Source organism: Nitrosomonas sp. (assembly GCF_043753625.1).
Lineage (GTDB): Bacteria > Pseudomonadota > Gammaproteobacteria > Burkholderiales > Nitrosomonadaceae > Nitrosomonas.
In genome coordinates this window covers 1-24,865 of record NZ_JAYUWI010000162.1, presented here as the reverse complement: position 1 = coordinate 24,865, position 24,865 = coordinate 1, and the positions used below count along the sequence as shown (strand labels likewise).

At 42.3% G+C, this 24,865-nt stretch carries 27 protein-coding genes, 2 tRNA genes and 1 pseudogene; 23 read left to right on the top strand and 7 right to left on the bottom strand.

Annotation, left to right across the window (positions count from 1 at the left end; genetic code table 11):
* The 4 genes from ACH10T_RS13625 to ACH10T_RS13610 form a co-directional block, all read right to left on the bottom strand.
* Positions 1–650, bottom strand: a 650-nt coding sequence (locus ACH10T_RS13625; protein ID WP_394809801.1) for a tyrosine-type recombinase/integrase, incomplete at its 3' end; no start/stop codon positions are given.
* A gap of 199 nt (positions 651–849) precedes the next feature.
* Positions 850–941 (bottom strand) — tRNA-Ser (locus tag ACH10T_RS13620).
* An 81-nt stretch (positions 942–1,022) separates the two neighbouring features.
* Positions 1,023–1,196 (bottom strand): MEKHLA domain-containing protein, encoded by a 174-nt coding sequence (locus ACH10T_RS13615; protein ID WP_394809800.1) that lies wholly within the window; start codon positions 1,194–1,196, stop codon positions 1,023–1,025.
* A gap of 12 nt (positions 1,197–1,208) precedes the next feature.
* On the bottom strand, positions 1,209–1,382 hold the full coding sequence (locus tag ACH10T_RS13610; RefSeq protein WP_394809799.1) for a hypothetical protein: 174 nt from the start codon (positions 1,380–1,382) through the stop codon (positions 1,209–1,211).
* Positions 1,383–1,537: 155 nt separating this feature from the next.
* Here ACH10T_RS13610 and tnpA point away from each other — a divergent pair.
* Positions 1,538–1,967 (top strand): annotated as a pseudogene (gene tnpA, locus ACH10T_RS13605) (IS200/IS605 family transposase).
* 222 nt (positions 1,968–2,189) lie between these two features.
* On the opposite strand, the gene nadB reads toward tnpA, so the two are convergent.
* Positions 2,190–3,851 (bottom strand): L-aspartate oxidase, encoded by a 1,662-nt coding sequence (gene nadB / locus ACH10T_RS13600; protein WP_394809798.1) that lies wholly within the window; start codon positions 3,849–3,851, stop codon positions 2,190–2,192.
* A gap of 276 nt (positions 3,852–4,127) precedes the next feature.
* Between nadB and rpoE the strand changes: the two genes are divergently transcribed.
* The 14 genes from rpoE to lpdA all read left to right on the top strand — a co-directional run bounded on the left by rpoE (position 4,128) and on the right by lpdA (position 16,837).
* Positions 4,128–4,727 (top strand): RNA polymerase sigma factor RpoE, encoded by a 600-nt coding sequence (gene rpoE / locus ACH10T_RS13595; RefSeq protein WP_394809797.1) that lies wholly within the window; start codon positions 4,128–4,130, stop codon positions 4,725–4,727.
* Between the two features lies 1 nt (position 4,728).
* Positions 4,729–5,283 carry a sigma-E factor negative regulatory protein gene (locus tag ACH10T_RS13590; protein ID WP_394809796.1) on the top strand — a complete coding sequence of 185 codons (555 nt, stop codon included), beginning with the start codon at positions 4,729–4,731 and terminating at the stop codon, positions 5,281–5,283.
* On the top strand, positions 5,280–6,269 hold the full coding sequence (locus ACH10T_RS13585; RefSeq protein ID WP_394809795.1) for a MucB/RseB C-terminal domain-containing protein: 990 nt from the start codon (positions 5,280–5,282) through the stop codon (positions 6,267–6,269). The genes ACH10T_RS13590 and ACH10T_RS13585 overlap by 4 nt, the downstream gene beginning before the upstream one ends.
* A 258-nt stretch (positions 6,270–6,527) precedes the next feature.
* Positions 6,528–7,943, top strand: a complete 1,416-nt coding sequence (locus ACH10T_RS13580) for a DegQ family serine endoprotease (protein WP_394809794.1) — start codon at positions 6,528–6,530, stop codon at positions 7,941–7,943.
* Positions 7,927–8,217: a glutaredoxin family protein gene (locus ACH10T_RS13575; protein WP_394809793.1), complete on the top strand. Its 291-nt coding sequence runs from the start codon at positions 7,927–7,929 to the stop codon at positions 8,215–8,217. Before ACH10T_RS13580 ends, ACH10T_RS13575 begins: the two co-directional genes overlap by 17 nt.
* A 100-nt stretch (positions 8,218–8,317) precedes the next feature.
* Complete coding sequence (lepA, locus tag ACH10T_RS13570) at positions 8,318–10,111, top strand: translation elongation factor 4 (protein WP_394809792.1); 1,794 nt, start codon at positions 8,318–8,320, stop codon at positions 10,109–10,111.
* Positions 10,112–10,202: 91 nt separating this feature from the next.
* On the top strand, positions 10,203–11,006 hold the full coding sequence (gene lepB / locus ACH10T_RS13565) for a signal peptidase I (protein WP_394809791.1): 804 nt from the start codon (positions 10,203–10,205) through the stop codon (positions 11,004–11,006).
* Positions 11,007–11,055: 49 nt separating this feature from the next.
* The gene (locus tag ACH10T_RS13560) at positions 11,056–11,412 is read left to right on the top strand and encodes a DUF4845 domain-containing protein (protein WP_394809790.1); all 357 of its coding nucleotides are present in this window, start codon (positions 11,056–11,058) and stop codon (positions 11,410–11,412) included.
* 14 nt (positions 11,413–11,426) lie between these two features.
* On the top strand, positions 11,427–12,143 hold the full coding sequence (rnc, locus tag ACH10T_RS13555) for a ribonuclease III (protein ID WP_394809789.1): 717 nt from the start codon (positions 11,427–11,429) through the stop codon (positions 12,141–12,143).
* Positions 12,144–12,181: 38 nt separating this feature from the next.
* Complete coding sequence (gene era, locus ACH10T_RS13550; protein ID WP_394809788.1) at positions 12,182–13,075, top strand: GTPase Era; 894 nt, start codon at positions 12,182–12,184, stop codon at positions 13,073–13,075.
* A gap of 48 nt (positions 13,076–13,123) precedes the next feature.
* Positions 13,124–13,849 (top strand): pyridoxine 5'-phosphate synthase, encoded by a 726-nt coding sequence (gene pdxJ, locus ACH10T_RS13545; protein ID WP_394809787.1) that lies wholly within the window; start codon positions 13,124–13,126, stop codon positions 13,847–13,849.
* Positions 13,846–14,223 (top strand): holo-ACP synthase, encoded by a 378-nt coding sequence (gene acpS / locus ACH10T_RS13540; protein ID WP_394809786.1) that lies wholly within the window; start codon positions 13,846–13,848, stop codon positions 14,221–14,223. Before pdxJ ends, acpS begins: the two co-directional genes overlap by 4 nt.
* Before the next feature lie 2 nt (positions 14,224–14,225).
* Positions 14,226–15,278 (top strand): beta-N-acetylhexosaminidase, encoded by a 1,053-nt coding sequence (gene nagZ, locus ACH10T_RS13535; RefSeq protein ID WP_394809785.1) that lies wholly within the window; start codon positions 14,226–14,228, stop codon positions 15,276–15,278.
* 98 nt (positions 15,279–15,376) lie between these two features.
* Positions 15,377–16,837: a dihydrolipoyl dehydrogenase gene (gene lpdA, locus ACH10T_RS13530; protein ID WP_394809784.1), complete on the top strand. Its 1,461-nt coding sequence runs from the start codon at positions 15,377–15,379 to the stop codon at positions 16,835–16,837.
* A 76-nt stretch (positions 16,838–16,913) separates the two neighbouring features.
* On the opposite strand, the gene ACH10T_RS13525 is transcribed toward lpdA, so the two are convergent.
* Positions 16,914–17,312, bottom strand: coding sequence for a hypothetical protein (locus ACH10T_RS13525; protein ID WP_394809783.1), 399 nt, complete (start codon positions 17,310–17,312; stop codon positions 16,914–16,916).
* Positions 17,313–17,706: 394 nt separating this feature from the next.
* On the opposite strand from ACH10T_RS13525, the gene ACH10T_RS13520 reads away from it, so the two are divergent.
* From ACH10T_RS13520 to grxD, 7 genes are all read left to right on the top strand, one after another.
* Complete coding sequence (locus ACH10T_RS13520) at positions 17,707–18,483, top strand: carbonic anhydrase (RefSeq protein WP_394809782.1); 777 nt, start codon at positions 17,707–17,709, stop codon at positions 18,481–18,483.
* Positions 18,484–18,575: 92 nt separating this feature from the next.
* A tRNA-Val gene (locus tag ACH10T_RS13515) sits at positions 18,576–18,652 on the top strand.
* Positions 18,653–18,955: 303 nt separating this feature from the next.
* Positions 18,956–19,456 carry a CreA family protein gene (locus tag ACH10T_RS13510; protein ID WP_394809781.1) on the top strand — a complete coding sequence of 167 codons (501 nt, stop codon included), beginning with the start codon at positions 18,956–18,958 and terminating at the stop codon, positions 19,454–19,456.
* Positions 19,457–19,585: 129 nt separating this feature from the next.
* Entirely contained in the window at positions 19,586–20,839 is a 1,254-nt protein-coding gene (gene hemA, locus ACH10T_RS13505) for a glutamyl-tRNA reductase (protein ID WP_394809780.1), read from the top strand.
* Positions 20,836–21,915 carry a peptide chain release factor 1 gene (prfA, locus tag ACH10T_RS13500; protein ID WP_394809779.1) on the top strand — a complete coding sequence of 360 codons (1,080 nt, stop codon included), beginning with the start codon at positions 20,836–20,838 and terminating at the stop codon, positions 21,913–21,915. The genes hemA and prfA overlap by 4 nt, the downstream gene beginning before the upstream one ends.
* 25 nt (positions 21,916–21,940) lie before the next feature.
* Positions 21,941–22,777, top strand: coding sequence for a peptide chain release factor N(5)-glutamine methyltransferase (gene prmC / locus ACH10T_RS13495; RefSeq protein ID WP_394809778.1), 837 nt, complete (start codon positions 21,941–21,943; stop codon positions 22,775–22,777).
* A gap of 86 nt (positions 22,778–22,863) precedes the next feature.
* Entirely contained in the window at positions 22,864–23,172 is a 309-nt protein-coding gene (gene grxD / locus ACH10T_RS13490) for a Grx4 family monothiol glutaredoxin (protein WP_394809777.1), read from the top strand.
* Between the two features lie 66 nt (positions 23,173–23,238).
* Here the strand turns inward: grxD and ACH10T_RS13485 are convergent, their stop codons facing one another.
* Positions 23,239–23,658, bottom strand: coding sequence for a YqaA family protein (locus ACH10T_RS13485; protein ID WP_292994494.1), 420 nt, complete (start codon positions 23,656–23,658; stop codon positions 23,239–23,241).
* 240 nt (positions 23,659–23,898) lie between these two features.
* Here ACH10T_RS13485 and ACH10T_RS13480 point away from each other — a divergent pair, with 240 nt between their 5' ends.
* A complete protein-coding gene (locus ACH10T_RS13480; RefSeq protein WP_394809776.1) occupies positions 23,899–24,774 on the top strand; it encodes a hypothetical protein in 876 nt (291 codons plus the stop codon).
* Positions 24,775–24,865: the final 91 nt, after the last annotated feature.

Sequence of the window (24,865 nt, the reverse complement as noted above, 5' to 3'; positions counted from 1 at the left end):
AGTTCGGGTAATTCTTTTTGATCCAACCTTGCATAGTTGGTTTTCTTGGTGGGTTTCAGTACATCGGAAGGCTTGATATCTGCGGCAGGATTGCGTTCTGCTAGTCCATGTGCCACGGCATAGCGCATGATTTGGTTGCAAGTGGTTAATGCACGCTTGGCAATATCTAATGCGCCCCTGGCTTCAATCTTCTTGATAGCCATTAGCAGCATGGGTGCTGTTAACTCAGTGACAGGCTTTCTACCGATAATAGGGAATACATCCGCTTCAAGTCGTCGAATTACATAATCTGCATGGCGTTGATTTCGTGCTGCGCTCCATTGAGTCCACCAAAGGCGCGCTATAGATTCAAAGCTATTTTCAGCCGCTATTGCTTCCAGTTGCTTTTGTTCTTGACGGTGTTGTGAAGGGTCGGTGCCCTGTGACAATAATTCTTTGAAGTGTGCATGTTGATTACGCGCTTCTTTTAATGTCACATCAGGGTAAACGCCCATAGAAAGCATTTTAGCTGCAGCATTGAAACGGTATCGATATCGCCACCATTTTGCGCCGGAAGGTTGAACCAGCAAAACAAGTCCATGACCATCAGGAAGTGAGTAAGGCTTCTCTTTGGGTTTTGCTGCTTTAATTTCTGGGTCTGTCAGCTTCATGTGAAAACACCCTCTGCCAGTAGCTTTTACAAATATGTGAGTAACATCCTCATGAGTATTATAGTTACTCACGATCTTACTCACAAATTTATCTTGTTACTCCCATTTCACATGATTGGCTACGGTTAACAAAAAACCCGCTAAACTTATAATTTATGCGGGTCTTGTTGGCGTTTCTGGGTGTTGCTAGGAACATCTGTGGCGGAGAAGGCGGGATTCGAACCCGCGGTACGGTTTGAGCCGTACACACGCTTTCCAGGCGTGCACCTTAAGCCGCTCGGTCACTTCTCCAGTCTTAACAAACCGGGGGCAAAGAATAAACCAGATCTGAGTTTCGGGCAAATTTGTTTTGTATCCTCGTTAGAACAAAAATCAGGTTAAGTACTTCCAGGAAGAGAATGTAGCACCCTGCCCAATTGTAGTGCCATCAGGTTTGTTAATATTCCAGATGATCACTCGGTTAATCAGAAAGCGTTTTTCGGTACTAGAAATTCTTATGCCACGATAGTCGGAAATATAGCCCCGTGTCCCAGCTTGTTCCAACATGCGCGCGCGTTCTTAGCGATTGATCGGTTCAGCACAGTAAGGCGGGATGGTGTTTGCGTGAATTGCTGCCAATCCATAGCCCATAAATTCAGTGCGCCCTAATTGCCATAATTCAATAGGGGATCGTTTTCCATACCGTGTGTGCCACCACAAACGCGTTGTTGAATAATCGCTCAGCTTGCTCAAGTGGTGCGCTATTACGCTGAATGAGTCCTTGCTCGACCCAACGGGGCATAACTCAGTGAGGTAGCCCCCCGGCTTTGCCGGGGGCCTCAGCGTGGGTTGACCTATACGACGGTCATTGAGAATCTTCTATTTCGACTAAGAGAAGGAGATTCAAGATGAAAGAGTATCAGAGTTTGACCCATACAAGATGGGATTGTAAGTGCCCTGTGGTATTCATTCCGAAGAAGCGTAGGAAGCGGATATTTGGAATGTTGCGCAAGCATCTGGGCGAGATATTCAATGAACTTGCGGCGCAGAAGGAAGCGAAAATTGTAGAAGGGCACATTATGTCGGATCACGTGCACATGTGCATCAGCATTCTGCCGAAATATGCGGTATCGAACATGATGGGATACATCAAGGGGAAGAGCGCAATTGCAATAGCGAGGCGCTTCGGCGGCCGAGTAAAGAATTTCACTGGCGAGGTTTTTTGGGCTCGAGGGTATTTTGTTTCGACGGTCGGCTTGATGAGGGGTGGTCATGGCGTATATCCGCAACCAGGTGCATGAGGATGAACGCTACGACCAAATGAAATTGGACGCTTAGCCGCCTCTTGGGCGGCTCGTGGTTTAGTGCGCCTTTGAGGCGCTCACCCAATAAGCCTCCGGCTTTTCTGGAGGTAATTTAACTATCCAATAAATATTGGCATCATTGCACGATTAGTGGATCTGCCCAATGGATTGGTATCGTTTTCTGTGAAAGTAGGCTATAAGTAAAGAAGATAAGTGTAACGCAGGCTTCCGCGGGCTGGCAATATTATAAAAATCACTACTTTTGTTTGATTGGCGCTGAAGGTAAAATCGATTCGAACAAACCTTGATGAAGCTTTTGTTTAAAAAATTCCCTTTGAAGCACAGTGTTTCTGGCTACCGGCAATATGTCCGGGTAATCTTTACTGTAATGTAACCCTCGACTTTCGTGACGCAGCATTGCGCTGCGTACGATTAAATCGGCACTGTCGACAAGATTGCGTAATTCTAACAGATCACTTGTGACGCGAAAATTAGTATAGTATTCATTGATTTCTTCTCGTAATAGCTCAATACGGTGTTGTGCGCGTTGTAGCCGTTTTGTTGTGCGGACAATGCCAACATAGTTCCACATAAAACGACGTAATTCATCCCAATTGTGTGCAATAACGATCTCTTCATCGGCGTCTGTAACACGGCTTTCATCCCAATCTGGCAATTTTGGTAACCCATTTGCGCCTTGGTTGCGAATGTCGTTGCCCGCAGCTTGGGCCAATACCAGACATTCTAGCAGTGAGTTACTGGCTAAGCGGTTGGCGCCATGCAATCCCGTATGCGCTGTTTCTCCGATGGCATAGAGATTATTTAAGTCGGTTTTGCCATATTTGTCGGTAACAACGCCGCCGCACGTGTAGTGTGCAGCGGGAACAACAGGAATTGGTTCTTGGGTAATATCGATTCCCAGTTCCAGACAGCGGGCGTAAATTGTTGGGAAATGATCTTTTAGAAAGCTGGCTGGTTTATGGGATATATCCAGATAGACGCAATCCAGTCCTCTTTTTTTCATTTCAAAATCAATGGCGCGGGCGACAATATCACGGGGTGCAAGTTCCGCGCGTTGATCGTGCCAAGGCATGAAACGATCCCCATTAGGGAGTTTTAGTAGTCCACCTTCTCCGCGGACGGCTTCGCTGATTAAGAATGATTTTGCATGGGGATGATAAAGACAAGTAGGATGAAATTGAATAAATTCCATATTGGCTATTCGGCAACCTGCCCGCCAACCCATCGCAATTCCATCGCCAGTCGCTGTATCTGGATTTGTGGTATAGAGATAAACTTTGCTGGCTCCACCTGTTGCGAGTACAGTGTTTTGTGCTGTAAATGTCAGTACCTGATCTTTTTTCTTGTCGAGAACGTAAGCACCAAAGCATCGTTTATGCTGCGTATCCGCATAATCAGGTAGTTTGTCGCTGGTAATTAGATCAATCGCGATATGATTTTCCAATACGGAAATATTCGGGTGCGTTCTTATTTTCTGAATTAATGCTTGTTGAACAGCTTTTCCCGTTGCATCGCCACTGTGAATAATTCGCCGCATGCTATGACCACCTTCTTTGGTGAGGTGATAGCCCGTTTCATTTTTCTGATCACTGGTGAAAATGACACCCTGGTCTATCAACCAGTGTATTGCGTTAGCCGCATTTTCAGCAACATAACGAGTGATTTCCTCATCGCATAAACCCGCTCCGGCGATTAGGGTATCTTGAACATGCTTTGACGGGGAATCGTCGTTTGATAGCGCCGCTGCAATACCGCCTTGTGCCCATGAACTGGCGCCTGAATCAGCAGTTTGCTTAGTGATGATACCTATTTTTTTATGCTGTGCTAAATGTAATGCGAGTGTGAATCCAGCCAATCCGCTGCCAATAATAAGCGTATCAAAATTGTTTTTAGACATTAAGCGGGGGCAGTATTTAAATAATTAGAGGTCCGAATAATAACAGACTCACTGTGTTGCATGCCTGTATTCAGAGATTTGTTTTGTTTTGATATCGGAGAGTCAAATAGTGAACTAATTAACAGGGTTAATTGTCTTTGGAAAGTATGAGATGTAATTACGTAGTTCCCGAGATTGATTTGGATAGGTATACTTGTTCTGTTGTGTCATTATGCAACATCTAATGGAACAAGAATAAAATTATAAATTCATTCAAATGCTCAGGGATCGTGTTGTATGGATGATCGGGAGATCGATCAACAGTTAGTAGAAAGAGTTCAAGGCGGTGATAAGCATGCATTTGATCTACTAGTTATTAAGTATCAGCGTAAGCTGGCTCGCTTGTTATCGCAATTTATACGTGATTCAGCTGAAGTTGAGGATGTTACGCAAGAAGCTTTTATTAAAGCATATAGGGCATTACCTTCATTTCGTGGAGATAGTGCTTTTTACACATGGTTATACCGAATTGGTATCAATACTGCTAAAAATTTTCTGGTATCTCAAGGACGTAAGCTGCCTGTTTTGCAAGGATTTGATAATGAGGACGCTGAGGATTTTGAGGATAGCGGTTTATTAAAGGAAATGAATACACCGGAAAGTGAACTGATGAGCAAACAGATTGCTCAAACAGTTAATCAAACACTGGACTCATTGCCTGAAGAACTGCGTACTGCAATTACTTTAAGAGAGATTGATGGATTAAGTTATGAAGAAATTGCGAATATTATGGATTGTCCCATCGGAACAGTGCGTTCGCGTATATTTCGTGCACGAGAAGCGATATCTGAACAGCTGCGTCCTTTATTAGGGACTAGTAAAGACAAAAGGTGGTAATGTGAAAAGTAAAATATCTGCATTAATGGATGGTGAACTTGACCAACGAGATGTTTCGAATATTATTGAAGCAATAAGAAAGGATGATGATTTACAGGGGGAATGGGAAACTTTTCATTTGATCGGTGATACATTGCGGCAATCATCCAAATTATCAATGAACATATCTTCTGGCGTTAGTCAGAGATTAAAAGCCGAGCCAACCGTACTCTCTCCAAATATATCTAACTTAGAAAAAAAACTGAAGCGGAAAGTCTATGCATTTTCAGTGGCAGCTTCTGTGATAGCGATGGCCTCAGCTTGGTTAGCCATGCAAAATTTACATGAACCCCAGCAAATAATCATGGCTGAACAACCGAATTATAATCATAATTTGTCTATAGCGCCGATCCCAGTTTCATCATCATTACCAGCAATACATAATTATTCCCATCCTCCGATTGAAATTAATGATTATCTGTTTGTACATAGAGAATTCTCTCCAGGGGTCACAATGCGCGGGCAAGTTACTAATGTTAACAGCGTAACTGAATATCACGAAAGATATGGTAGATGATTAGTCGTAAAATAATCGCGCTGTTTTTATTGCTAGTATTTGGTTTTCCAGCAGCATTCGCGCAAGAGTTACCTCGTTCATCTGAAAGTGCACTTAATTGGTTAAAGAGAATGGCCGATGCACCACGTCAACACAATTATTCTGGGACATTTGTTTACTATGCGGATAGCCATATAGAAACGTCACGTATTGTTCACAAAGTCGATTCAATCAATGAACGTGAGAGGATCGAGGTTTTAGATGGATCGCCGCGAATCGTTTTTCGTAATAACGATGAAATGAAATGTTACCTGCCGGAGAGTAAAAGAATATACACGGAGAAGCTTTGGTTCCGTAAGTTTTTTCCTGATATTCTTCCCCAGCCTTTTGATAATGTTATTGATGAAAATTATTTCGTTAAAGAAGACAGGCTTGAGCGGGTAACGGATCGTCAATGTCAAATTCTGTTGCTGATACCAAGAGATTCTTTGCGTCATGGTCATCAATTCTGGGTTGATGTTGAAACGGGCTTGCTACTGAAAGCGGCAGTAGTAAATGGTAGTGAAATCATTGAGCAATTTGCATTTGCGCAACTGGAAATTGGCGGAGAGATTCATGCTGATTCATTGAAGCCGAATCAATCTTTGGTTCAAGAGGAATGGAAGGTAACTGATTTAATTACTTCCTTTTTAAAAGCGGGTGAATTGAAGTGGCAAGTCATGAGTCTGCCTGCTGGCTTCAAGAAGCTGGTTGAAATGAAACGTAATCTAGCTGAGAAACCTACACTGGTGGATCACATTGCTTTATCCGATGGACTTGCAACCGTTTCTGTTTTTATAGAGCCGATCACGCAAGATGCTCCGGCGTCCCTACCTGGGTTTTTTACAAGCCGTGGCGCGATTAACGTATATGTTCGTATACTGGGCGATAATAAAATAACAACAGTTGGTGAAGTGCCGTTGGAAACTATAAAATTAATCGGGGATTCTGTCATCAAGAAAGATTGAGTTCTTGCCAATTAGAGCGCTAAGTAGATTTGTATTCCTGCCATGGATTAAAAAGCTTAATGAAATTATAATCTGACACTGGCTTATTATTCAAAGACGTGTCACTATGCCGCTTTGGCCTGAATTCAGTTAAATATCCTGTTTTCCTTAATACATTCCGCTGATTAGAGAATTGAATATACTCTCCCGAGTTGATCAGTAAATTACATGCATATAAACGTTAACTACTTGCACAGGTTTATTGTGAGGATGAAAATCATGCTTCAGCTTATATTAATCACATTACTTTTCTATTCATCAACAACTTTGGCACAGGCTAATGAATTGCCAGATTTTACTGGGTTAGTTGAAAAACATGGCGAAGCAGTGGTCAATATCAGCGCCGTACAGAATTTAACTACACTGAATAATCAAGTTGTTCCGGAAATACCTGGTATCCCTGAGAATTCACCTTTTTATGATTTTTTTAAACGGCATATGCAGCCTTTTCCCGCACCGAGAAAATCCGAACCTAAATCTTTGGGATCAGGTTTTATTATTAGCTCGGATGGCTATATTTTGACCAATGCGCATGTTGTTGAAACTGCCGATGAGATTACTGTAAAGCTGAATGACAAGCGTGAATTTGTTGCAGAGATTATCGGCACTGATCGAAAAACAGATATTGCATTAATTAAGATAAATGCAACTGATTTACCCAAAGTTACACAAGGAAATCCAGAAAATCTTAAAGTTGGCGAATGGGTGGTTGCAATCGGTTCACCTTTCGGCTTCGAGCATAGCGTAACTGCTGGTATCGTGAGCGCCAAAGGACGTTCCCTGGCGCAAGAAAACTATGTTCCATTTATACAAACGGATGTGGCGATCAATCCAGGAAATTCCGGTGGACCATTGTTTAACATGAGAGGTGAGGTGGTCGGTATCAACTCTCAGATCTACAGCCGGACGGGTGGATTCATGGGATTGTCATTTGCCATACCGATTAATGTTGCGACTGAAATTGCGGATCAATTAAAAATCAGCGGTAAAGTAAGCCGTGGAAGAATTGGCGTGATGATTCAGGAAGTAACGAAAGAATTAGCAGAGTCATTTGGCCTGTCTGATGGGAATGGTGCTTTAGTCGTTTCTGTGGAAAAAGGCGGTCCAGCAGATCGGGCAGGAATCAAAGCACGCGATATCATATTGCAGTTTGATGAAAAAATAATTACAACCTCTGCTGATTTGCCACGCACAGTTGGTAATACCAAACCGGGCGCAAAAATTTCTATTCAGATTTGGCGAGATGGTTCTTTAAAAACTGTAAAAGTCGAAGTTGGCGAAACACCATCTGATGAAGCGGCAGAAAACCGTAAACTCAAGCAAGGAAAAAAAACGGATACTTCAAACCGGCTTGGACTGGCTTTAAGCGAAATTCCAGCCGAGCAAAAAAAACAATTGGAAATTTCGAATGGATTATTGGTTGAAGACATGCAGTCCGGTATTGCCAGTCGCTCAGGGGTCCGTATTGGAGATGTCATTCTCGGATTTAACAGTAAAGATGTGAATAGTGTTGAGCAGTTTAATGAATTGCTCAAACAAGTAAAAAGTGGAAAAAATATCGCTTTGCTCGTTAAAAGAGGGGATATTACTACGTTCATCACCATGAAACTTACTGATGATGACAAAAAAAATTGAGTCAACTTCTTTTACCCCGGATCAAGTAAAAACACTCATCGTATATGGACGTGAGGATTGCCACCTTTGTCAAGACATGATACTTGCTCTGAAAAATTTGCAAGAGCAAGTATCTTTTGAGTTTCAGGTTGTTGATATCGACTCCAATCCAGAATTGATCGCACTTTATGGAGAGAAAATTCCGGTGCTAATGTCTCCATTGACTAACCAAATGATCTGTCATTACTTTCTTGATGTAGCAGCTTTAGATGATTATCTTGGCAAATTTCGTTAGAATGCTGCCTCTTTTGACTGCCAATACAATATTAATTTCCGGTTTTGCAACTTAAATTTCCCATATTACTGGGAACATATTTTTTATATTTTATATCCTAATGCAGCATATTCGTAATTTCTCCATCATTGCACATATTGACCACGGCAAATCCACATTGGCAGATCGTATTATCCATTTATGCGGTGGCCTGTCCGATCGTGAAATGGAAGAGCAAGTATTGGACTCCATGGATTTGGAGCGTGAAAGAGGCATTACTATCAAAGCACAGACTGCTGCATTGCACTATAAGGCAAGAAATGGTGAGATTTATTTATTGAATTTAATTGATACACCCGGGCATGTTGATTTTTCTTACGAAGTCTCTCGCTCTCTTGCTGCATGTGAGGGAGCGCTACTCGTTGTAGATGCATCGCAGGGAGTTGAGGCGCAGACAGTTGCAAATTGTTATACCGCGATTGAGCAGGGTGTTGAGGTTGTCCCAGTTTTAAATAAGATTGATTTGCCGGCCGCTGATCCAGAACGCGTTATTGGCAACATTGAGGAAGTAATTGGCATTGATGCGCATGAAGCGGTTAGAGTCAGCGCAAAAACCGGAGAAGGTGTCGAGGATGTTATAGAAGCACTGATTGCAAAGATTCCCGCGCCGAAGGGAGATCCCAATGCACCGTTAAAAGCGCTGATTATCGATTCCTGGTTTGATAATTATGTTGGCGTTGTTATATTGGTCAGAGTTATGGATGGCACCTTAAAACCGGGCGATAAGATTTTACTAATGGCCAGTAAGGCAGTGCAGACGTGTGAACATGTGGGTGTATTTGTGCCCAAATCACTCTATCGTGAAACGCTTAGTGCAGGAGAAGTTGGTTTTGTTATCTCCGGTATCAAAGAGCTGGATGCGGCAAAAGTTGGTGATACGGTAACTTCAGCAATCCGTCCAGCCGAAACACCGTTACAGGGTTTTAAAGAAATAAAACCACAGGTATTTGCCGGATTGTACCCGATCGAATCCAATCAGTATGACGCTTTACGTTCAGCGCTGGAAAAACTGAGACTGAACGATTCGTCACTCCATTTTGAACCGGAAGTATCCCAAGCGCTTGGTTTTGGTTTTCGTTGCGGTTTTCTTGGGTTGCTGCACATGGATATTGTGCAGGAACGGCTAGAAAGAGAATATGACATGGATTTGATTACTACTGCACCGACAGTGGTCTATCAAATACTGATGCGCGATGGAGCGATGATTGAAATTGAAAACCCATCAAAAATCCCCGATCTTTCTAAAATTGCTGAAATTCGCGAACCCATTATTACTTCAACGATCTTAGTGCCGGAAGAATTTGTTGGTGCAGTGATTACATTGTGCGTTAGCAAGCGCGGGAACCAAACAAATATGCAATATATGGGTAAGCAAGTCATGCTGACCTATGAAATGCCTTTAAACGAAGTTGTCATGGATTTCTTTGATCGGTTGAAATCGACCAGCCGCGGCTATGCTTCATTAGATTATGAATTCAAAGAATTTCGCGCTTCAGATTTAGTGAAACTGGATATATTGATCAATGGTGATAAAGTGGATGCGTTATCCCTGATTATCCATCGAAGCAGTAGTCAATATCGAGGCCGCGAGCTAGTGCAAAAAATGCGCCAATTAATTCCTCGTCAGATGTTTGATATCGCCGTGCAGGCTGCGATTGGCGCGCATATTATTTCGCGTGAGACGGTTAAGGCGTTACGTAAGAATGTGTTGGCAAAATGTTACGGTGGCGATATAAGTCGTAAACGAAAGTTGCTGGAGAAACAAAAAGCAGGTAAAAAGAGAATGAAACGGGTTGGCAATGTAGAAATTCCGCAAGAAGCATTTCTGGCAATTTTGCAGGTTGATAATAAATAATGGATAGTAAAAATAGAGTTCTTTTATCTAATTTTGAATTAAAGCTGAATTGCTTTAATTCGATATCGAATGTGTTACCAAAGGAATTAAAATGAATTTTCCTTTGATTCTGTTTGTACTACTTGTAATTACCGGTAGTATTTGTTTATTAGATTATCTATTTTGGAAAAAGAAACGCGCTGCGGGTGAAAGTGAGCCTTGGTGGGTCGAGTATCCTAAAAGTTTTTTTCCAATCATTCTGATCGTTTTTAGTCTGCGCTCATTTGTAATTGAGCCGTTCAAAATACCTTCTGGTTCAATGATACCGACACTATTAGTCGGTGATTTTATTCTAGTCAATAAATACACGTACGGGATCCGGCTTCCAGTCCTAAATAAGAAAGTTCTGGATATGAATGAACCCAAGCGTGGCGATGTGTTGGTATTTCGCTATCCGGAAGATCCATCGATTGATTACATCAAACGTGTCATTGGTCTACCTGGCGATGTGATCACCTATCATAATAAACAATTGATTGTGAATGGTGAGGTGATAAAAACGGAATACGAGGGCGACTATAAATATGTTGAGTCAGGGTTTGGATATATTTATTCCGACAGATTTTCTGAATACTTAAACGCAGATAGCCATTCTATTCTCATTAATCAGGATGTGAAAGGACTTCAATATTCCAATGTCAGGGAGTTCGAATTTCGAGATAATTGTAAGTATCATCGTACAGGATTCACGTGTGAAGTACCGGCAGGCAGATATTTTACTCTGGGTGATAATCGCGACAGTAGTAGTGATAGCCGTTATTGGGGTTTTGTTCCGGAAGAGAATATTGTTGGTAAGGCTTTTATAATTTGGTGGAATTTTGGAGATTTTAGCCGAGTTGGACTATCCATTAAATAACACTTGAAGCTTTTTCTTGGGCGAGGAGGAAAGCATGAGGTATCACAAAATGCTACATAAACAAAAAGGCATCAGTTTGTCTGGTTTGCTGGTGTGGTCTGTAATCTTGATTTTTATTGCCATTTCCGGCCTGAGAGTTGCCCCAGCTTATATTGAATATTCCACAATTCAAAAAAACTTAACAGCAATAGTCAAGGATACTAATTCGCAGAATATGGATCTGAATCAAATAAGGCTATCATTTAATAAGCGTGCCCAGATTGATAATATTAAATCCGTTAACGGACAAGATATTAAAATCAATAAAGAGAATGGTCGCATTGTTTTGAGCACCGAATATACAATAAAAATTCCACTTATCGCCAACCTGTCCTTAAATATTGATTTTGAAGCCATCAGCGATTGATGCTAGGCAATACGATGCCAAATGACGCGATACAAAGTAATTATCAATTTTTACTGGATTCATACTGTAAGCGTGTAGGTTATTCTTTCGCGCAGTTCAAGTTGTTACAAGAAGCACTGACGCATCGCAGTCATAGTGCATTTCACAACGAACGTCTTGAATTCTTAGGTGATGCCGTATTGAATTGTGCGATTGCTGGATTAATTTATAAATGTTTCCCGGACTTGCCGGAAGGACATTTGTCACGACTTCGCGCCAATTTTGTTAATCAGCAGGCATTATCTGAGATGGCACTGAGTCTACAGATGGACAAGTTGATCCGATTGGGAGAAGGCGAGCTAAAGAGTGGTGGTTGTCATCGTCCTTCCATTCTTGCGGATGCTTTGGAAGCTGTATTGGGCGCCATTTATCTGGATAGTAATTATGCCCGGGCTGAAGATGTAATTAAGACACTTTACTTGCCATTGATGCAGGGTATTGATTTTAGAACACAAGGTAAAGATCCAAAAACATTATTACAGGAATTCTTGCAAAGTCAGAAATTGGCATTACCGGAATATGTGGTGGTTACAACCAGCGGAAAAGCACATAAACAGAAATTTAAAGTGGAATGTGTGATACCCATGTTTAATATTCGTACATTCGGTGAAGGCGTAAGCCGCCGGAGTGCAGAACAAGCAGCAGCAAAATTAGCTTATGAAGAAGCATGCCCGCATCAAAATTACTCATAACATGAATGCTACTACATTAATAGCTATGATTTGTCAGAATGACCACTGAAGCCAATTTTCGTACTGGCTACATTGCTATTATTGGTCGTCCAAATGTTGGTAAATCAACATTACTGAATAAGTTGCTGCAGCAAAAAATCAGTATCACATCCAAAAAAGCACAAACGACCCGTTTCCGGATTAACGGTATTTTAACGGATGAGCAAACACAATTTATTTTTGTTGATACGCCCGGATTTCAAACGCAATATACTAATCGTTTAAATACTGCAATGAATCGGGTGGTAACGCAAAGTATGCAAGATGTGGATGTTATTTTGTTTGTTATCGAAGCAATGCATTTTGATCAACGCGATCTTACTGCTCTAAAAATTCTTCCGAAGAATGTTCCGGTTATTTTAGTGATGAATAAGATTGATAAGCTGGCTGACAAGAATCAATTACTGCCATTCTTAAGCAATATGGCAAAAACATTTGAATTTGCAGCTATTATACCGGTTAGCGCCATACATAAAATGCAATTACCGGAGCTTCTTACTACAATCCGCACCTATCTGCCAGTTAACCAACCCTTATTTGATAAGGATGAAGTAACAGATCGCAGTCAGCGGTTTATTGCGGGAGAATTTATTCGTGAGAAATTGTTTCGTTTAGTCGGTGATGAAATTCCCTATTCAACCAGTGTCGTGGTGGATCAGTTTAACCTAGAAGGCGATTTGCATAGAATTTATGCAACAATTCTTGTTGAAAAACCGAATCAGAAAGCGATTATTATTGGAAAAAAAGGTGAGAAATTAAAGCAAATAGCTAGCCAGGCACGTAAGGATATGGAGCTGTTAGTGGGGGGTAAAGTATATCTGGAGGTCTGGGTTAAAGTTAAAAGCGGGTGGGCTGATAGTGAAAGTGTATTAAGAAATCTAGGTTATGAATAATCAGATATCAGCTATTCTTACTTGCTGGCATTTTGGGAAACATAAATTATGATTGAATTAGGCGTCAATATTGATCATGTGGCCACATTACGACAGGCGCGTGGAACAAGCTATCCGGATCCAATTGAAGCGGCGCTGATCGCTGAATCTGCCGGTGCTGATGCCATCACATTGCATTTGCGCGAGGATCGCCGTCATATTCAGGATCGCGATGTGGAGATTCTACGCGACCGGTTAACGACAAGAATGAATCTTGAAAGTGCCGTGACTGAAGAAATGATCGCTATTGCACTTAAAATAAAGCCCCATGATATTTGCCTAGTGCCTGAGAGACGCGAGGAGTTGACGACAGAAGGCGGACTGGATGTCGTGAAATATTTTGATCAGATAAAACGTGTTTGCCAGAAATTGGGGGAAGCGGGAATATGTGTTTCGCTTTTTATTAATGCCGATCCGCTGCAAATCGATGCAGCAGCTCGCGCTGGTGCGCCGGTTATCGAGATCCATACGGGTAGTTATGCCGATGCAGTTACTCCGGAGGCGCAGGAGAAGCAATTTGTCGAAGTAAAAAAGGCGGTTGCAATGGGCATTGATCTTGGTTTAAAAGTAAATGCCGGGCATGGTTTGCATTATAAAAATGTTCAACCGATTGCTGCCCTACCTGAAATATCCGAATTGAATATCGGTCATGCTATAGTTGCCAGAGCTATTTTTGTTGGTTTTAAGCAAGCAGTACAAGAAATGAAACAACTTATGCTTGAGGCGCGCAAATGATCTATGGCATTGGAACCGATATTGTCGAATCGTCTCGGATTGCACAATCACTGGATCGTTTTGGAGAACAGTTTGCGCGACGCATATTAACCGATAGTGAATGGCCGGAGTATCACTCAAGCAGTAAGCCCATTTTGTTTCTAGCCAGCCGCTTTGCTGCGAAAGAGGCTCTGTCTAAGGCAATGGGAACCGGTTTGCGCCATCCAGTTAATTTGACTTATATTACGATTACTCATGATAGTCTGGGAAAACCGTTTTTTGAGTTTCATCCTGAACTCAATCAATTAATCAGCGATAAAGGTATTACGCAACATCATCTATCCATCAGTGATGAAATAAATATGGCTTGCGCTTTTGTCGTACTGGAGAAGTAATCGTGTCACTTGGTCCAGTGATGCTCGATATCGCCGGTACACAACTGACCGAAGATGATCTAAAAAGGCTTTTACACCCGCTCACGGGTGGCGTCATACTCTTTACGCGAAATTATTCCAACAATCGTCAGCTGACGGAATTAACGCAGCAGATTCATGCGTTACGAAATCCCCACTTACTAATCGCGGTTGATCACGAAGGTGGCCGTGTTCAGCGTTTCCAGAAAGACTTCACAAAATTGCCCGCTATGAGTGAGTTGGGGAAAATCTGGGATAAGCAACCTGCTCGTGCCCGCCATCTTGCAATACAGGTTGGCTTTGTTCTGGCAGCGGAGTTAAACGCTTGTGGCGTGGATTTCAGTTTTACACCGGTGCTGGATCTGGATCATGGACAAAGCTGCGTTATCGGGGACCGTGCTTTCCATCATGATCCCAACACGGTTTCAGATCTCGCACATAATTTGATGCTTGGCCTTAGAAAAGGCGGCATGCTGGCGATAGGCAAACATTTTCCAGGTCACGGCTATATCCAAACCGATTCACATCTGGAAAAATCAATTGACCAGCGCCGGTACATTGATATCGAAATGAATGACCTAATCCCATTCCAACACATGATTGACTCAGGATTGGCTGGAATAATGCCGGCACATGTGATCTATCCAGAAATTGATCAAAAACCTACTGGTTTTTCAACGATCTGGTTACAAAAAGTTTTACGTACGGAATTACAGTTCGAAGGTTGTATTTTTAGTGATGATTTGAGTATGCGTGGCGTCGGGGATTACCTGGAATCAATGCTCTTGCGCGCACAAGCTGCGCTCACCGCAGGCTGTGACATGATATTGGTTTGTAATAATCCCGCGGGGGCAGATGAAATTTTAACCGGATTGCATTGGGAAATGTCGGCGACTAGCCTTTCTCGTCTTGCCCGTATGCACGCCAGGAATAATTTTGGCTCACTGACAAAATTGCACGAAAGTGGCGATTATGTCCAAGCAGTTCGTGAGATCGGCGCGATTGGATGCGAAAGTCAAGAACTGCCATTTCAGTAGACTTGTGATGTATTGATCAAACCAAATCATAAACAACCGCAGCATTTTAATTTACAATCACTTCATCATTAATAAGATTTTTTCATAAGGTTTTAATCATGTCAGAAACGTTTGATGTAGCAGTAATTGGTGCGGGTCCGGGGGGGTATGTTGCTGCGATCCGCTGTGCACAGCTTGGCTTGAATACGATATGTATCGATGAATGGAAAAACTCAAAAGGAAAGGCAAGCCTTGGCGGTACTTGTTTAAATGTTGGCTGTATCCCATCTAAAGCCTTGCTGGAATCTTCAGAGAATTATTATCAAATAAAACACAAATTATCCGCTCACGGCATTACAACAGAAAATGTATCTGTGGATGTTCCTGTCATGATTGCGCGCAAAGACAAAATTGTCACTACATTTACTACCGGTATTGCCTCGTTATTTAAGAAGAATAAAGTTAGATCGATGCATGGAAAAGGAACATTATTAAAGCGGGAAGCGTCCGAGAATACTTGGCAAATAAATGTTGATGATAACGGCAATACAGAAACTATTCAGGCAAAGCACGTCATCATAGCAACCGGTTCGGTGCCGCGATCATTATCGATTGCACCGATTGATAACGATAGGATTCTGGATAATGCCGGTGCTTTAGCATTAGCGGAAGTGCCCAAACGGCTGGGTGTTATTGGTGCAGGTGTTATCGGCCTTGAAATGGGCAGTGTATGGCGCCGGCTAGGGGCAGAAGTTACCATTCTGGAAGCGATGCCTGGATTCCTAATGGCGGCTGATGAACAGATAGCCAAAGAAGCTAAGAGCATATTTGCCAAAGAAGCCGGTTTGAAAATTAATACCGGAATTAACATCCAGTCGATCAAAACATCCAAAAATAGTGTGGTTGTTAATTACAGCGATTCCAGCAATCAGGAACAGATCTTAGAAGTCGATAAATTAATTATCGCCATTGGCCGTATCCCAAATACCACAGGATTGGGTGTTAAAGATAATGGTTTGCTATTGGATGAGCGTGGATTTATTGTAGTTGATCAATACTGCCGAACCAATCTGACTAACGTTTATGCGGTGGGTGATGTGGTGCGCGGCCCAATGTTGGCGCATAAAGCATCTGAAGAAGGCGTGGCTTTAGCTGAAATGATCATGCACCATGAGAAAGGGCAAGTGAGTGAAAATGAGCCGGTCGATTTCAATATCGTACCCTGGGTTATTTATACTGCACCCGAAATTGCCTGGGTGGGGAAAAATGAACAGGAATTGAAAGCTGCCGGTATCGCCTATAAAGCCGGGCAATTTCCCTTTATCGCTAACGGACGTGCACGTGCCATGGGTGAGACCAGTGGGTTTATTAAAATATTAGCAGATGAAAAAACTGATCGTGTATTGGGTGTTCATATGATCGGACCACATGTTTCAGAACTTATTTCAGAAGCGGTAATGGCGATGAAATTTTCAGCCAGCAGTGAGGACATTGCTTGTATTGTTCATGCTCACCCGTCTCTATCGGAAGTGTTTCATGAAGCTGCCCTTGGCGTGGATAAGCGTGCTTTGCATATCTAAAATTACAATAGCGTAATTTCTTTTATTTTTGCACTACTTATCCAAGCTTATTGCGCGTGACAGCGGCGTTTTAATTCTAGAAACAATGTTTCTTGTCGGGATCAACGCTACAAGACCAACGTAATTGATGAGTACCTGCAGTCTTATTCACTAAATATTCAGCTTTTAATTGTTTATTTTGTTCGGTTGTTAGAGAAACCTTTTCCGGTATAAAACGCTCTTGACTCCAGAATCTGATTCTGCAAAATTCGGTATCGGGAGGGCAAATTCTATTGATAGCAGCGCTATAAATGGTTTTATCTGTATAGACACTATGGTCAATATGGACCATATGAACGAATTTTCCTGAAGTGCCTATTTCAAGCGAACGAATAACTCGCCACCCATTACCGCTCTCCAATTGTGTTGAAGACCCCGCGGTGGGTTCATTGTGCGCATGTTCTTCCCCTTCATGGGCAGAGACGCTATACGGCATGGTAAGTATCAAAAATAGTAAAACGCTTGGTAATAGCTTGTACATATGTTCTCCCTGGCAAATGCCAATTCATTATTTATAAATGTAGAATTCTTATTCTGTGTTAACACATTGCTTCCAAATCAATTTTTTCTTTCGCTGGATAATTCTTGCAGTGGGGCAGTATACTCGAAATTCAGATTTTGGACATTATTGACAATTGGGTTCTACGTGATAATACATAAAAGTAATAAACCAGATGAAAAAGCGAAGCAAGTCGACTTTGCTTCCTAAATTCGAATGACAGGTAATTCTTCTGAAATACTAGCGCAAGTCTGATCTTGCCTCACGATTGATCGTATCAGAAAGTATAAAATTGGTTACTTTGGTTAATTTTAAACATGGGATTTTCAGTATGTGTCATCGATGTAAAAAAAATAATAATCAAGCCGAAGATTGCGATTTAAATGTCAGTAAGCGATCGTTTCTCAAGTTATCTGCAGTAACTGCTTTAGGCCTTGGAATGATTCGTGCGGGGATCGCAAATGCCCGTGCGAGCAAATCGGCTAATACTTCTGGCGCACTTCCACCGAAACCGGAAAATATTTTAACACCCGATCAAGCATTGGAAAGATTGATGCAAGGCAATGAGCGCTATGTTTCCGGGAAATCCAAGCCATTGGATTTTCATGATATACAATCCGCTTTGATTGGTGGTCAAAATCCGTATGCCACAATACTGGGTTGTTCTGACTCTAGAGTCGGTCCAGAGCATTGTTTTGACGAGGCACAAGGCGATCTTTTTGTTGCGCGTGGGGCCGGTAATTATTTGACTAACGATAACATTGCTACCATTGAATATTCGGTTGCTGTCCTGAACACGCCGTTAATTATGGTTCTTGGTCATGAAGGTTGCGGTGCTGTGAAAGCAGCCATGGATGCAGTTGATCACCACAAAGATTTTCCGGGTCATATCCAATTATTGGCCAGTGCGATTGCGCCTGCTGTCAGAGCGGTTAATGATACATCAAGCAGTCGATTAATTAACGTGACTAAAATGAATGTCATCATGACAGTCGAAAGACTGAGAAGCAAAACGCCTATTTTGGATTTCTATCACGACCAAAAGAGAATTCGCATTGTGGGTGGAATATATCATTTAGATAGTGGTAAAGTTGAAAATATCGCTTGATTCTTTAATCGAGTAATTGCCAATACTATTTAGCTACAAATGCACATATCATTTGTAGCAGCTGGCTGTTTCGGTTAGAATCCGCTCTTCCCAGGCGCGTAGCTCAGTTGGTTAGAGCACCACCTTGACATGGTGGGGGTCGTTGGTTCGAATCCAATCGCGCCTACCAGCTATCTGGTTATTACCATTCTGCTATTTCAATTTAATCCGGTTAAGAATCATCAGTAGATGTATAGCTAAACCGATGCATCGTTCCACACGATCTGATCGTATTGAAAATATTGTGTCAAGATTATTATTCTGTGAATTCCAATGATCAATAATGTGATAATGAAACTAACTGGTTTCCTAAGACTCAATGATTAGATAATGAGTGATAGATTAGGCGATTGTTATGCAATGCGTATTTAAAGAAATTGCGCTCGATGTAAATATTGAAAATTAAATGTTTTAAGTCATTAGGAGAGAATCTATGCTGTGTCAGGTAAATACTAAAAAACAGAAAATATTGAATGTTTTGTTGATTCTGAGCTTAATTCTATTCACATCCAGCATTGTTGTGGCTGAGCAAATTGGTAGTGTTTCTACCAAATTTAAGATGTTGGGGGCCAACGATAAGATTGTTATTGAAGCTTTTGACGATCCCGATGTTGCTGGAGCGACGTGTTATTTAAGCCGAGCTAAAACCGGAGGGGTCAGTGGCGTAGTGGGGATTGCTGAGGATACTTCTGATGCCTCTATTGCCTGCCGTCAGATTGGACCGATTTCTTTACCGGAGAAAGTTAAGAATGGTCAGGAAGATGGTAAAGAAGTGTTTAAAAAAAGTACATCGTTATTGTTCAAGTCATTACAAGTAGTTCGTTTTTATGATACAAAAAGAAATGTTCTGGTTTATTTGACTTATAGCGACCGAATTATTGAGGGTTCGCCTAAAAATAGTATTTCAATTATTCCGATTACACCATGGCATTAATAGAATTGCTGTGTGGTAGACAAGGAATATAAAAATAAATGTTTTTCATTGATGGTATTTAAGGGTTCCTAATATTATAATGCTTAGTTATTTCTTACCAATTGCTTTCATAAACTAACATTATCTTTCATGCAGTTATTTGCCTTTGGTATTAATCACAATACTGCGCCGCTGGATGTGCGTGAGCAGGTTACTTTTCCTGAAAATACAATGGAGCATGCATTACGTGATTTGGTTGGGCGAAACCCCATCAAAGAAGCAGCTATTGTATCCACCTGTAATCGTACCGAAGTTTATTGTTGTACGGACAAACCGGAAGACGCCATGTTTTGGCTGGCGGATTTTCATCACCTCCAGACCCGAGAGCTCGATCCCTATTTATATAAATTTCCGCGCGAACAGGCTGTGAAACATGCATTCCGGGTTGCCAGCGGATTGGATTCTATGGTTCTGGGTGAACCGCAGATACTGGGTCAGTTAAAAAGTGCGGTGAAATCAGCAGAACATGCGGGTACTCTGGGCTTGATGTTACATAAATTGTTTCAACGAACATTTTATGTCGCCAAGGAAGTTCGTACCTCGACTGAGATTGGCACCAATTCGGTATCGATGGCTGCTGCTGCTGCGCGTTTGGCCGAACGTATTTTTGGCGATATCAGCGATCAGCGCGTTTTATTTATTGGTGCCGGGGAAATGATTGAGCTATGCGCCAATCACTTTGCCGCACGTAATCCAAAGAAAATTACCGTTGCTAATCGTACAACGGAACGTGCTGAAGCATTGGCCAGTCGTTTTAATGCACAAGCTATTACTCTGAGCGATTTGCCGGAACAATTGGCACTCCATGACATTGTTGTAACCTGTACGGCTAGTCCATTGCCCATACTCGGCAAAGGTATGGTTGAACGTGCTATTAAGATACGTAAGCATCGGCCTATTTTTATCGTGGATTTGGCCGTGCCGCGCGATGTTGAGTCTGAAGTGGCAGAATTGGATGACGTATTCCTCTATTATATCGATGATTTATCAGAAATTGTGAAAGAAGGTCTGGATTCGCGTCAAAGTGCAGTTGCCCAGGCTGAAACCATTATCGATTCCAATGTGGTGGATTTTATGCGCTGGCTGGCAACACGAGAAATGGTTCCGACCATTCGTGCGTTACGTGACCAGGGGGAACGTTATCGCAGACATGAGTTAGCGCGTGCAAGCAAGTTACTGGAAAAGGGTGAAGATCCCAAGAAAGTTATTGAGTCACTGAGTAATAGTCTAACTAATAAATTCTTGCATGTGCCTTCCAGCGTATTGAATCATGCAACGGCTGATGAACGCGAGGAACTAGTCGAGTTGATTAATCGACTCTACCAATTGCATCGTCCACAATGAACAGAAATATCACAGACAGGCTCACTCGCTTGAGTGTGCGTTTGGAAGAATTAAATCATTTGTTGAGCAGCGAATCCGTAACAGCCAATCTGGATAACTATCGCAAGCTCACGCGGGAACACTCTGAAATTGTTCCGATTGTTGAACTCTACCGTGCTTATCAGCTCAGCGAGTGCGACATACAAACCGCACGGGAAATGCATGCGGATCTGGAAATGCGTTCTTTTGCGGAAGCTGAAATACAGGCCGGAAAAGAAAAGCTTATTAAGCTTGAATCTGAAATTCAGAAGCAACTACTCCCGAAAGACCCCAATGATGAACGTAATATTTTCCTGGAGATACGTGCAGGAACTGGGGGAGATGAATCTGCATTATTCGCCGGTAACTTGTTTCGTATGTATTCCCGTTTTGCGGAAAGACGCGGCTGGCAGGTTGAGATTATTTCACAAAGCTTGTCTGAGATCGGCGGGTATAAGGAAATTATCGCCAAAATCATTGGGCAGGGCGCGTATTCCCGGCTTAAATTTGAATCTGGCGGCCACCGTGTTCAACGTGTACCCGTTACCGAAACGCAAGGACGTGTGCATACCTCAACGTGTACCGTGGCCGTTATGCCGGAGGCGGATGAAGTCAGCGAAGTGGTGCTAAATCCTTCTGAGTTGCGTATTGATACTTATCGTGCTTCTGGTGCAGGCGGTCAGCATATTAATAAAACCGATTCGGCTGTGCGCATAACACATTTGCCGACCGGTATTGTCGTGGAATGTCAGGATGGGCGTTCGCAACATAAAAACAAAGCGCAAGCGCTGAGTGTGCTGGCTGCTCGTATTCATGACAAACAAATGCGGGCGCAGCATGCCGAACAAGCCGCCACGAGAAAGTCGCTGGTAGGGACTGGCGAGCGATCGGAACGTATTCGTACTTATAATTTTCCTCAAGGGCGTGTGACTGATCATCGAATTAATCTGACCCTCTATAAAATGGATCAGATCATGGATGGTGACATCGATGAACTATGTTCAGCATTAATGGCTGAGCATCAGGCAGAACTACTGGCAGCTTCGGTTCAAGAGTAGTTTGCCTTGCAGTTAATGTGAGGCTATGCAGCCAGAAACCATAACACAGGCATTAACATCGGCCTATCGAGAGATTGATCGAGTAGACGCGCGATTGCTGTTACAGCATGTGTTAGATGTAGCGCATGCTTTTTTACTGACTCATCCAGATCAAGTACTAACCTCGCAACAGACTGATGAATTTTCTCGTTTGGTTAGGCAGCGCAGTGATGGCATACCAGTTGCCTATCTGATTGGGAAAAGAGACTTTTACGACCTGACTTTTAAAGTCAATGAAATGGTTTTAATCCCCCGCCCGGAGACTGAATTGCTGGTTGAATTGGCATTGAAACTAATACCGGACAATCAGTTTTGTAAGATACTGGATTTGGGAACGGGCAGCGGCGCAATCGCTATTGCCATCGCAAAGCATCGCCCGCAATCACAAGTAACTGCGATTGATTTGTCATCGAGTGCTATCGCGGTATCCCGGTGGAATGCCGCGAATCTGGAAGTGAATAATATTTCTCTTAGAACAGGAAACTGGTTCGATGAACTTTCCGGGGAGAAATTTGATCTGATTGTATCAAATCCGCCCTATGTGGCAGAAAATGATCCGCACCTGCAACAAGGTGATTTACGCTTTGAACCACAAATGGCGCTATCTACGGGTGACAACGGATTAGCATGTATTCGCCATATTATCGCTGCAGCACCGGATTATCTTGTTAATGATGGATGGTTGCTGCTAGAGCATGGCTATGATCAAGCGGCTGAGTGCAGGCGATTGTTTAGGGATAGGGATTTTAGTAATATTTGTTCCTATCCGGATTTGGCTGGCATAATGCGCGTAAGCGGCGGTCAATTGAATTTTATAAGGTAGTAGAATAGGTATTAACAGTCACTACTGACGCTGTTTTTTGTTTCTGTATAAAAACTTTTGGAATGATCTTTGGAGAAATTAACGCTATGAATGTTGAAGATTTAATCGAACAACAAATTACCGCACATCCGGTTGTGCTCTATATGAAAGGTACGCTTGATCAGCCGCAATGTGGTTTTTCGGCTAACGCTGTGAATATTCTGAAATCTTGTGGTGTTGATAAGATTTTTTCTGTCGATGTGCTGGCAGATCCGGAAATTAGACAGGGTATCAAAGATTACTCAAACTGGCCGACGATTCCCCAGTTGTATGTGAATGGCGAGTTTATTGGCGGTTCGGATATCGTGACTGAAATGTATCAGAGCGGTGAATTACAGAAACTGTTTGAGAACTGATATCGGTTAAAGAATTGAACGATTCAGTTTATTCACACTGATGAATAAACTGAATCGTGAATCCAATTAATTGATCGCTGTAGCAATCACCCAATAGCGGGCAAACTTCCCCGCAGCAATAAATACTAAAGCCCATAGCCAATTGGCCCGTAACCAACCGGCAGCCACGCATAATAGATCCCCAATCAGCGGTGCCCAGGATAACAGCAGAATAGGGGTGCCATGCTGACGCACCCACTCCAATCCTCGTGTACTACCTCCTGATTTTTTCAATAAGGTTTTTTCATCCGGCAGAAACCGGCCAATTAAATAAGAGCTCATGCCGCCCAACGTATTGCCCACAGTGGCTAGAATAAGCGCCTGCCAATGCAGTTCGGGGTATGTTAGCAAAACACCCACGAGTACAGCTTCAGATCCGCCCGGAAGCAGCGTGGCTGCTAAAAAACTGCTGGTAAATAACGCCAAAAGGCTTGATTGTTCGTCCATAAAATTATTTAAGCTTAGAAAGGGTAATAGTTTAACTGGATATTTTGTATCTCGTCTCAATGAGCGCGAATATGTTTAATGTGGAAGTCGGTGTTAATATGGTTTTAAGAAGTGGATTCTCTTAGCTTCCGCAACCCTTCAACCAGTCACAGATATGCAGAAATATTGACAAAGAAACGGTGACTATGTTTTGAGCTTTGTCTTGAGTATTTTATGTGAGATGCTAATCGTTCTTGGAACGTGATATATATTGCAGAAGCAATAAGTGAGAACGCCACTATGAACACTATCCATATTCCCATATTTTTTGATTTGATAATCGAAGAAATTCCAGAGGAAATCGCAAGACTTGCATTTGAGCTTCATGGCCAGTGTACTCAGAGCATCACAATTGAAGTTTCAGGCCAAATTCCATTTTCTCCCGGACAAATTGATGATCTCTTGTACATTCAAGATTCCGAATTAATTTTTACCTCGATAGCAGCAAGAAATCACTGCGCAGCAGTGCACTGCTTTCGTAAATTTGAGAATTCTGATTCTCCACTGGATGCTCAGAAAATTTATGAAGAAGCACATCAATTAGAGATTAATGAGATTGGTCATACTGACTTCTCCAGTGGACGATTCTTGGGATCGATGTCTCAAAAACTCAATGTTCTAAGGGCTGGAATTGAAACTATAAACAATTCGAGTCCTCATTACGTTTTTAATGTTCTGAGAAATATCGGGAATGCGCTACCGTTTCTCGGTGTTGTGAACATACAGGACTTGGTTGATTTAGCGGAGGCGCAGCACCCAAAAACATCGCGTGATTTGGCTGCCGGTATGTTTTTCAATCAATTGAGTGAATATCTGGCGATATATCCTATGCTTGCCAAAGAACTATATACCCTTGTACGAGAGGAAATGACCGTGGCGAATACTGGTTTATATGGCGCGACTTTGACCGGCATGGCAAAGGCAGAGCAAGTTCGGAAAGCTACTGAACTTGCTTTGGATGATGCAGACTCTGAACGCTGTGATCTTTTGGCCGGTGCTTTGTGGACGTTAGGTCGCTTGAGTCACTACTGGGAAAAGGAATCAGATTTAAAAGACCGTGTTCAAAAAGTTTCTTGATTAGAAAGATTCTTCAGCTTGCCGAAGCCAACGTGTTGGGCGAGGCCCGATAGTGGCTGCAGCGACGAACAGACGCAGAGGGAGCGCTTCA

What these genes read in the sequence shown, in the direction of transcription:
- lepA (WP_394809792.1), top strand. Translation starts at nt 8,318, where the DNA reads ATGCAGCATATTCGTAATTTCTCCATCATTGCACATATTGACCACGGC.
- ACH10T_RS13520 (WP_394809782.1), top strand. Translation starts at nt 17,707, where the DNA reads ATGTGTCATCGATGTAAAAAAAATAATAATCAAGCCGAAGATTGCGAT.
- era (WP_394809788.1), top strand. Translation starts at nt 12,182, where the DNA reads ATGACCACTGAAGCCAATTTTCGTACTGGCTACATTGCTATTATTGGT.
- prmC (WP_394809778.1), top strand. Translation starts at nt 21,941, where the DNA reads ATGCAGCCAGAAACCATAACACAGGCATTAACATCGGCCTATCGAGAG.
- nadB (WP_394809798.1), bottom strand. Translation starts at nt 3,851, where the DNA reads ATGTCTAAAAACAATTTTGATACGCTTATTATTGGCAGCGGATTGGCT.
- lpdA (WP_394809784.1), top strand. Translation starts at nt 15,377, where the DNA reads ATGTCAGAAACGTTTGATGTAGCAGTAATTGGTGCGGGTCCGGGGGGG.
- prfA (WP_394809779.1), top strand. Translation starts at nt 20,836, where the DNA reads ATGAACAGAAATATCACAGACAGGCTCACTCGCTTGAGTGTGCGTTTG.
- ACH10T_RS13560 (WP_394809790.1), top strand. Translation starts at nt 11,056, where the DNA reads ATGCTACATAAACAAAAAGGCATCAGTTTGTCTGGTTTGCTGGTGTGG.
- grxD (WP_394809777.1), top strand. Translation starts at nt 22,864, where the DNA reads ATGAATGTTGAAGATTTAATCGAACAACAAATTACCGCACATCCGGTT.
- hemA (WP_394809780.1), top strand. Translation starts at nt 19,586, where the DNA reads ATGCAGTTATTTGCCTTTGGTATTAATCACAATACTGCGCCGCTGGAT.
- ACH10T_RS13525 (WP_394809783.1), bottom strand. Translation starts at nt 17,312, where the DNA reads ATGCCGTATAGCGTCTCTGCCCATGAAGGGGAAGAACATGCGCACAAT.
- rnc (WP_394809789.1), top strand. Translation starts at nt 11,427, where the DNA reads ATGCCAAATGACGCGATACAAAGTAATTATCAATTTTTACTGGATTCA.
- ACH10T_RS13510 (WP_394809781.1), top strand. Translation starts at nt 18,956, where the DNA reads ATGCTGTGTCAGGTAAATACTAAAAAACAGAAAATATTGAATGTTTTG.
- pdxJ (WP_394809787.1), top strand. Translation starts at nt 13,124, where the DNA reads ATGATTGAATTAGGCGTCAATATTGATCATGTGGCCACATTACGACAG.
- acpS (WP_394809786.1), top strand. Translation starts at nt 13,846, where the DNA reads ATGATCTATGGCATTGGAACCGATATTGTCGAATCGTCTCGGATTGCA.
- lepB (WP_394809791.1), top strand. Translation starts at nt 10,203, where the DNA reads ATGAATTTTCCTTTGATTCTGTTTGTACTACTTGTAATTACCGGTAGT.
- ACH10T_RS13585 (WP_394809795.1), top strand. Translation starts at nt 5,280, where the DNA reads ATGATTAGTCGTAAAATAATCGCGCTGTTTTTATTGCTAGTATTTGGT.
- rpoE (WP_394809797.1), top strand. Translation starts at nt 4,128, where the DNA reads ATGGATGATCGGGAGATCGATCAACAGTTAGTAGAAAGAGTTCAAGGC.
- ACH10T_RS13615 (WP_394809800.1), bottom strand. Translation starts at nt 1,196, where the DNA reads ATGTTGGAACAAGCTGGGACACGGGGCTATATTTCCGACTATCGTGGC.
- ACH10T_RS13485 (WP_292994494.1), bottom strand. Translation starts at nt 23,658, where the DNA reads ATGGACGAACAATCAAGCCTTTTGGCGTTATTTACCAGCAGTTTTTTA.
- ACH10T_RS13575 (WP_394809793.1), top strand. Translation starts at nt 7,927, where the DNA reads ATGACAAAAAAAATTGAGTCAACTTCTTTTACCCCGGATCAAGTAAAA.
- ACH10T_RS13580 (WP_394809794.1), top strand. Translation starts at nt 6,528, where the DNA reads ATGCTTCAGCTTATATTAATCACATTACTTTTCTATTCATCAACAACT.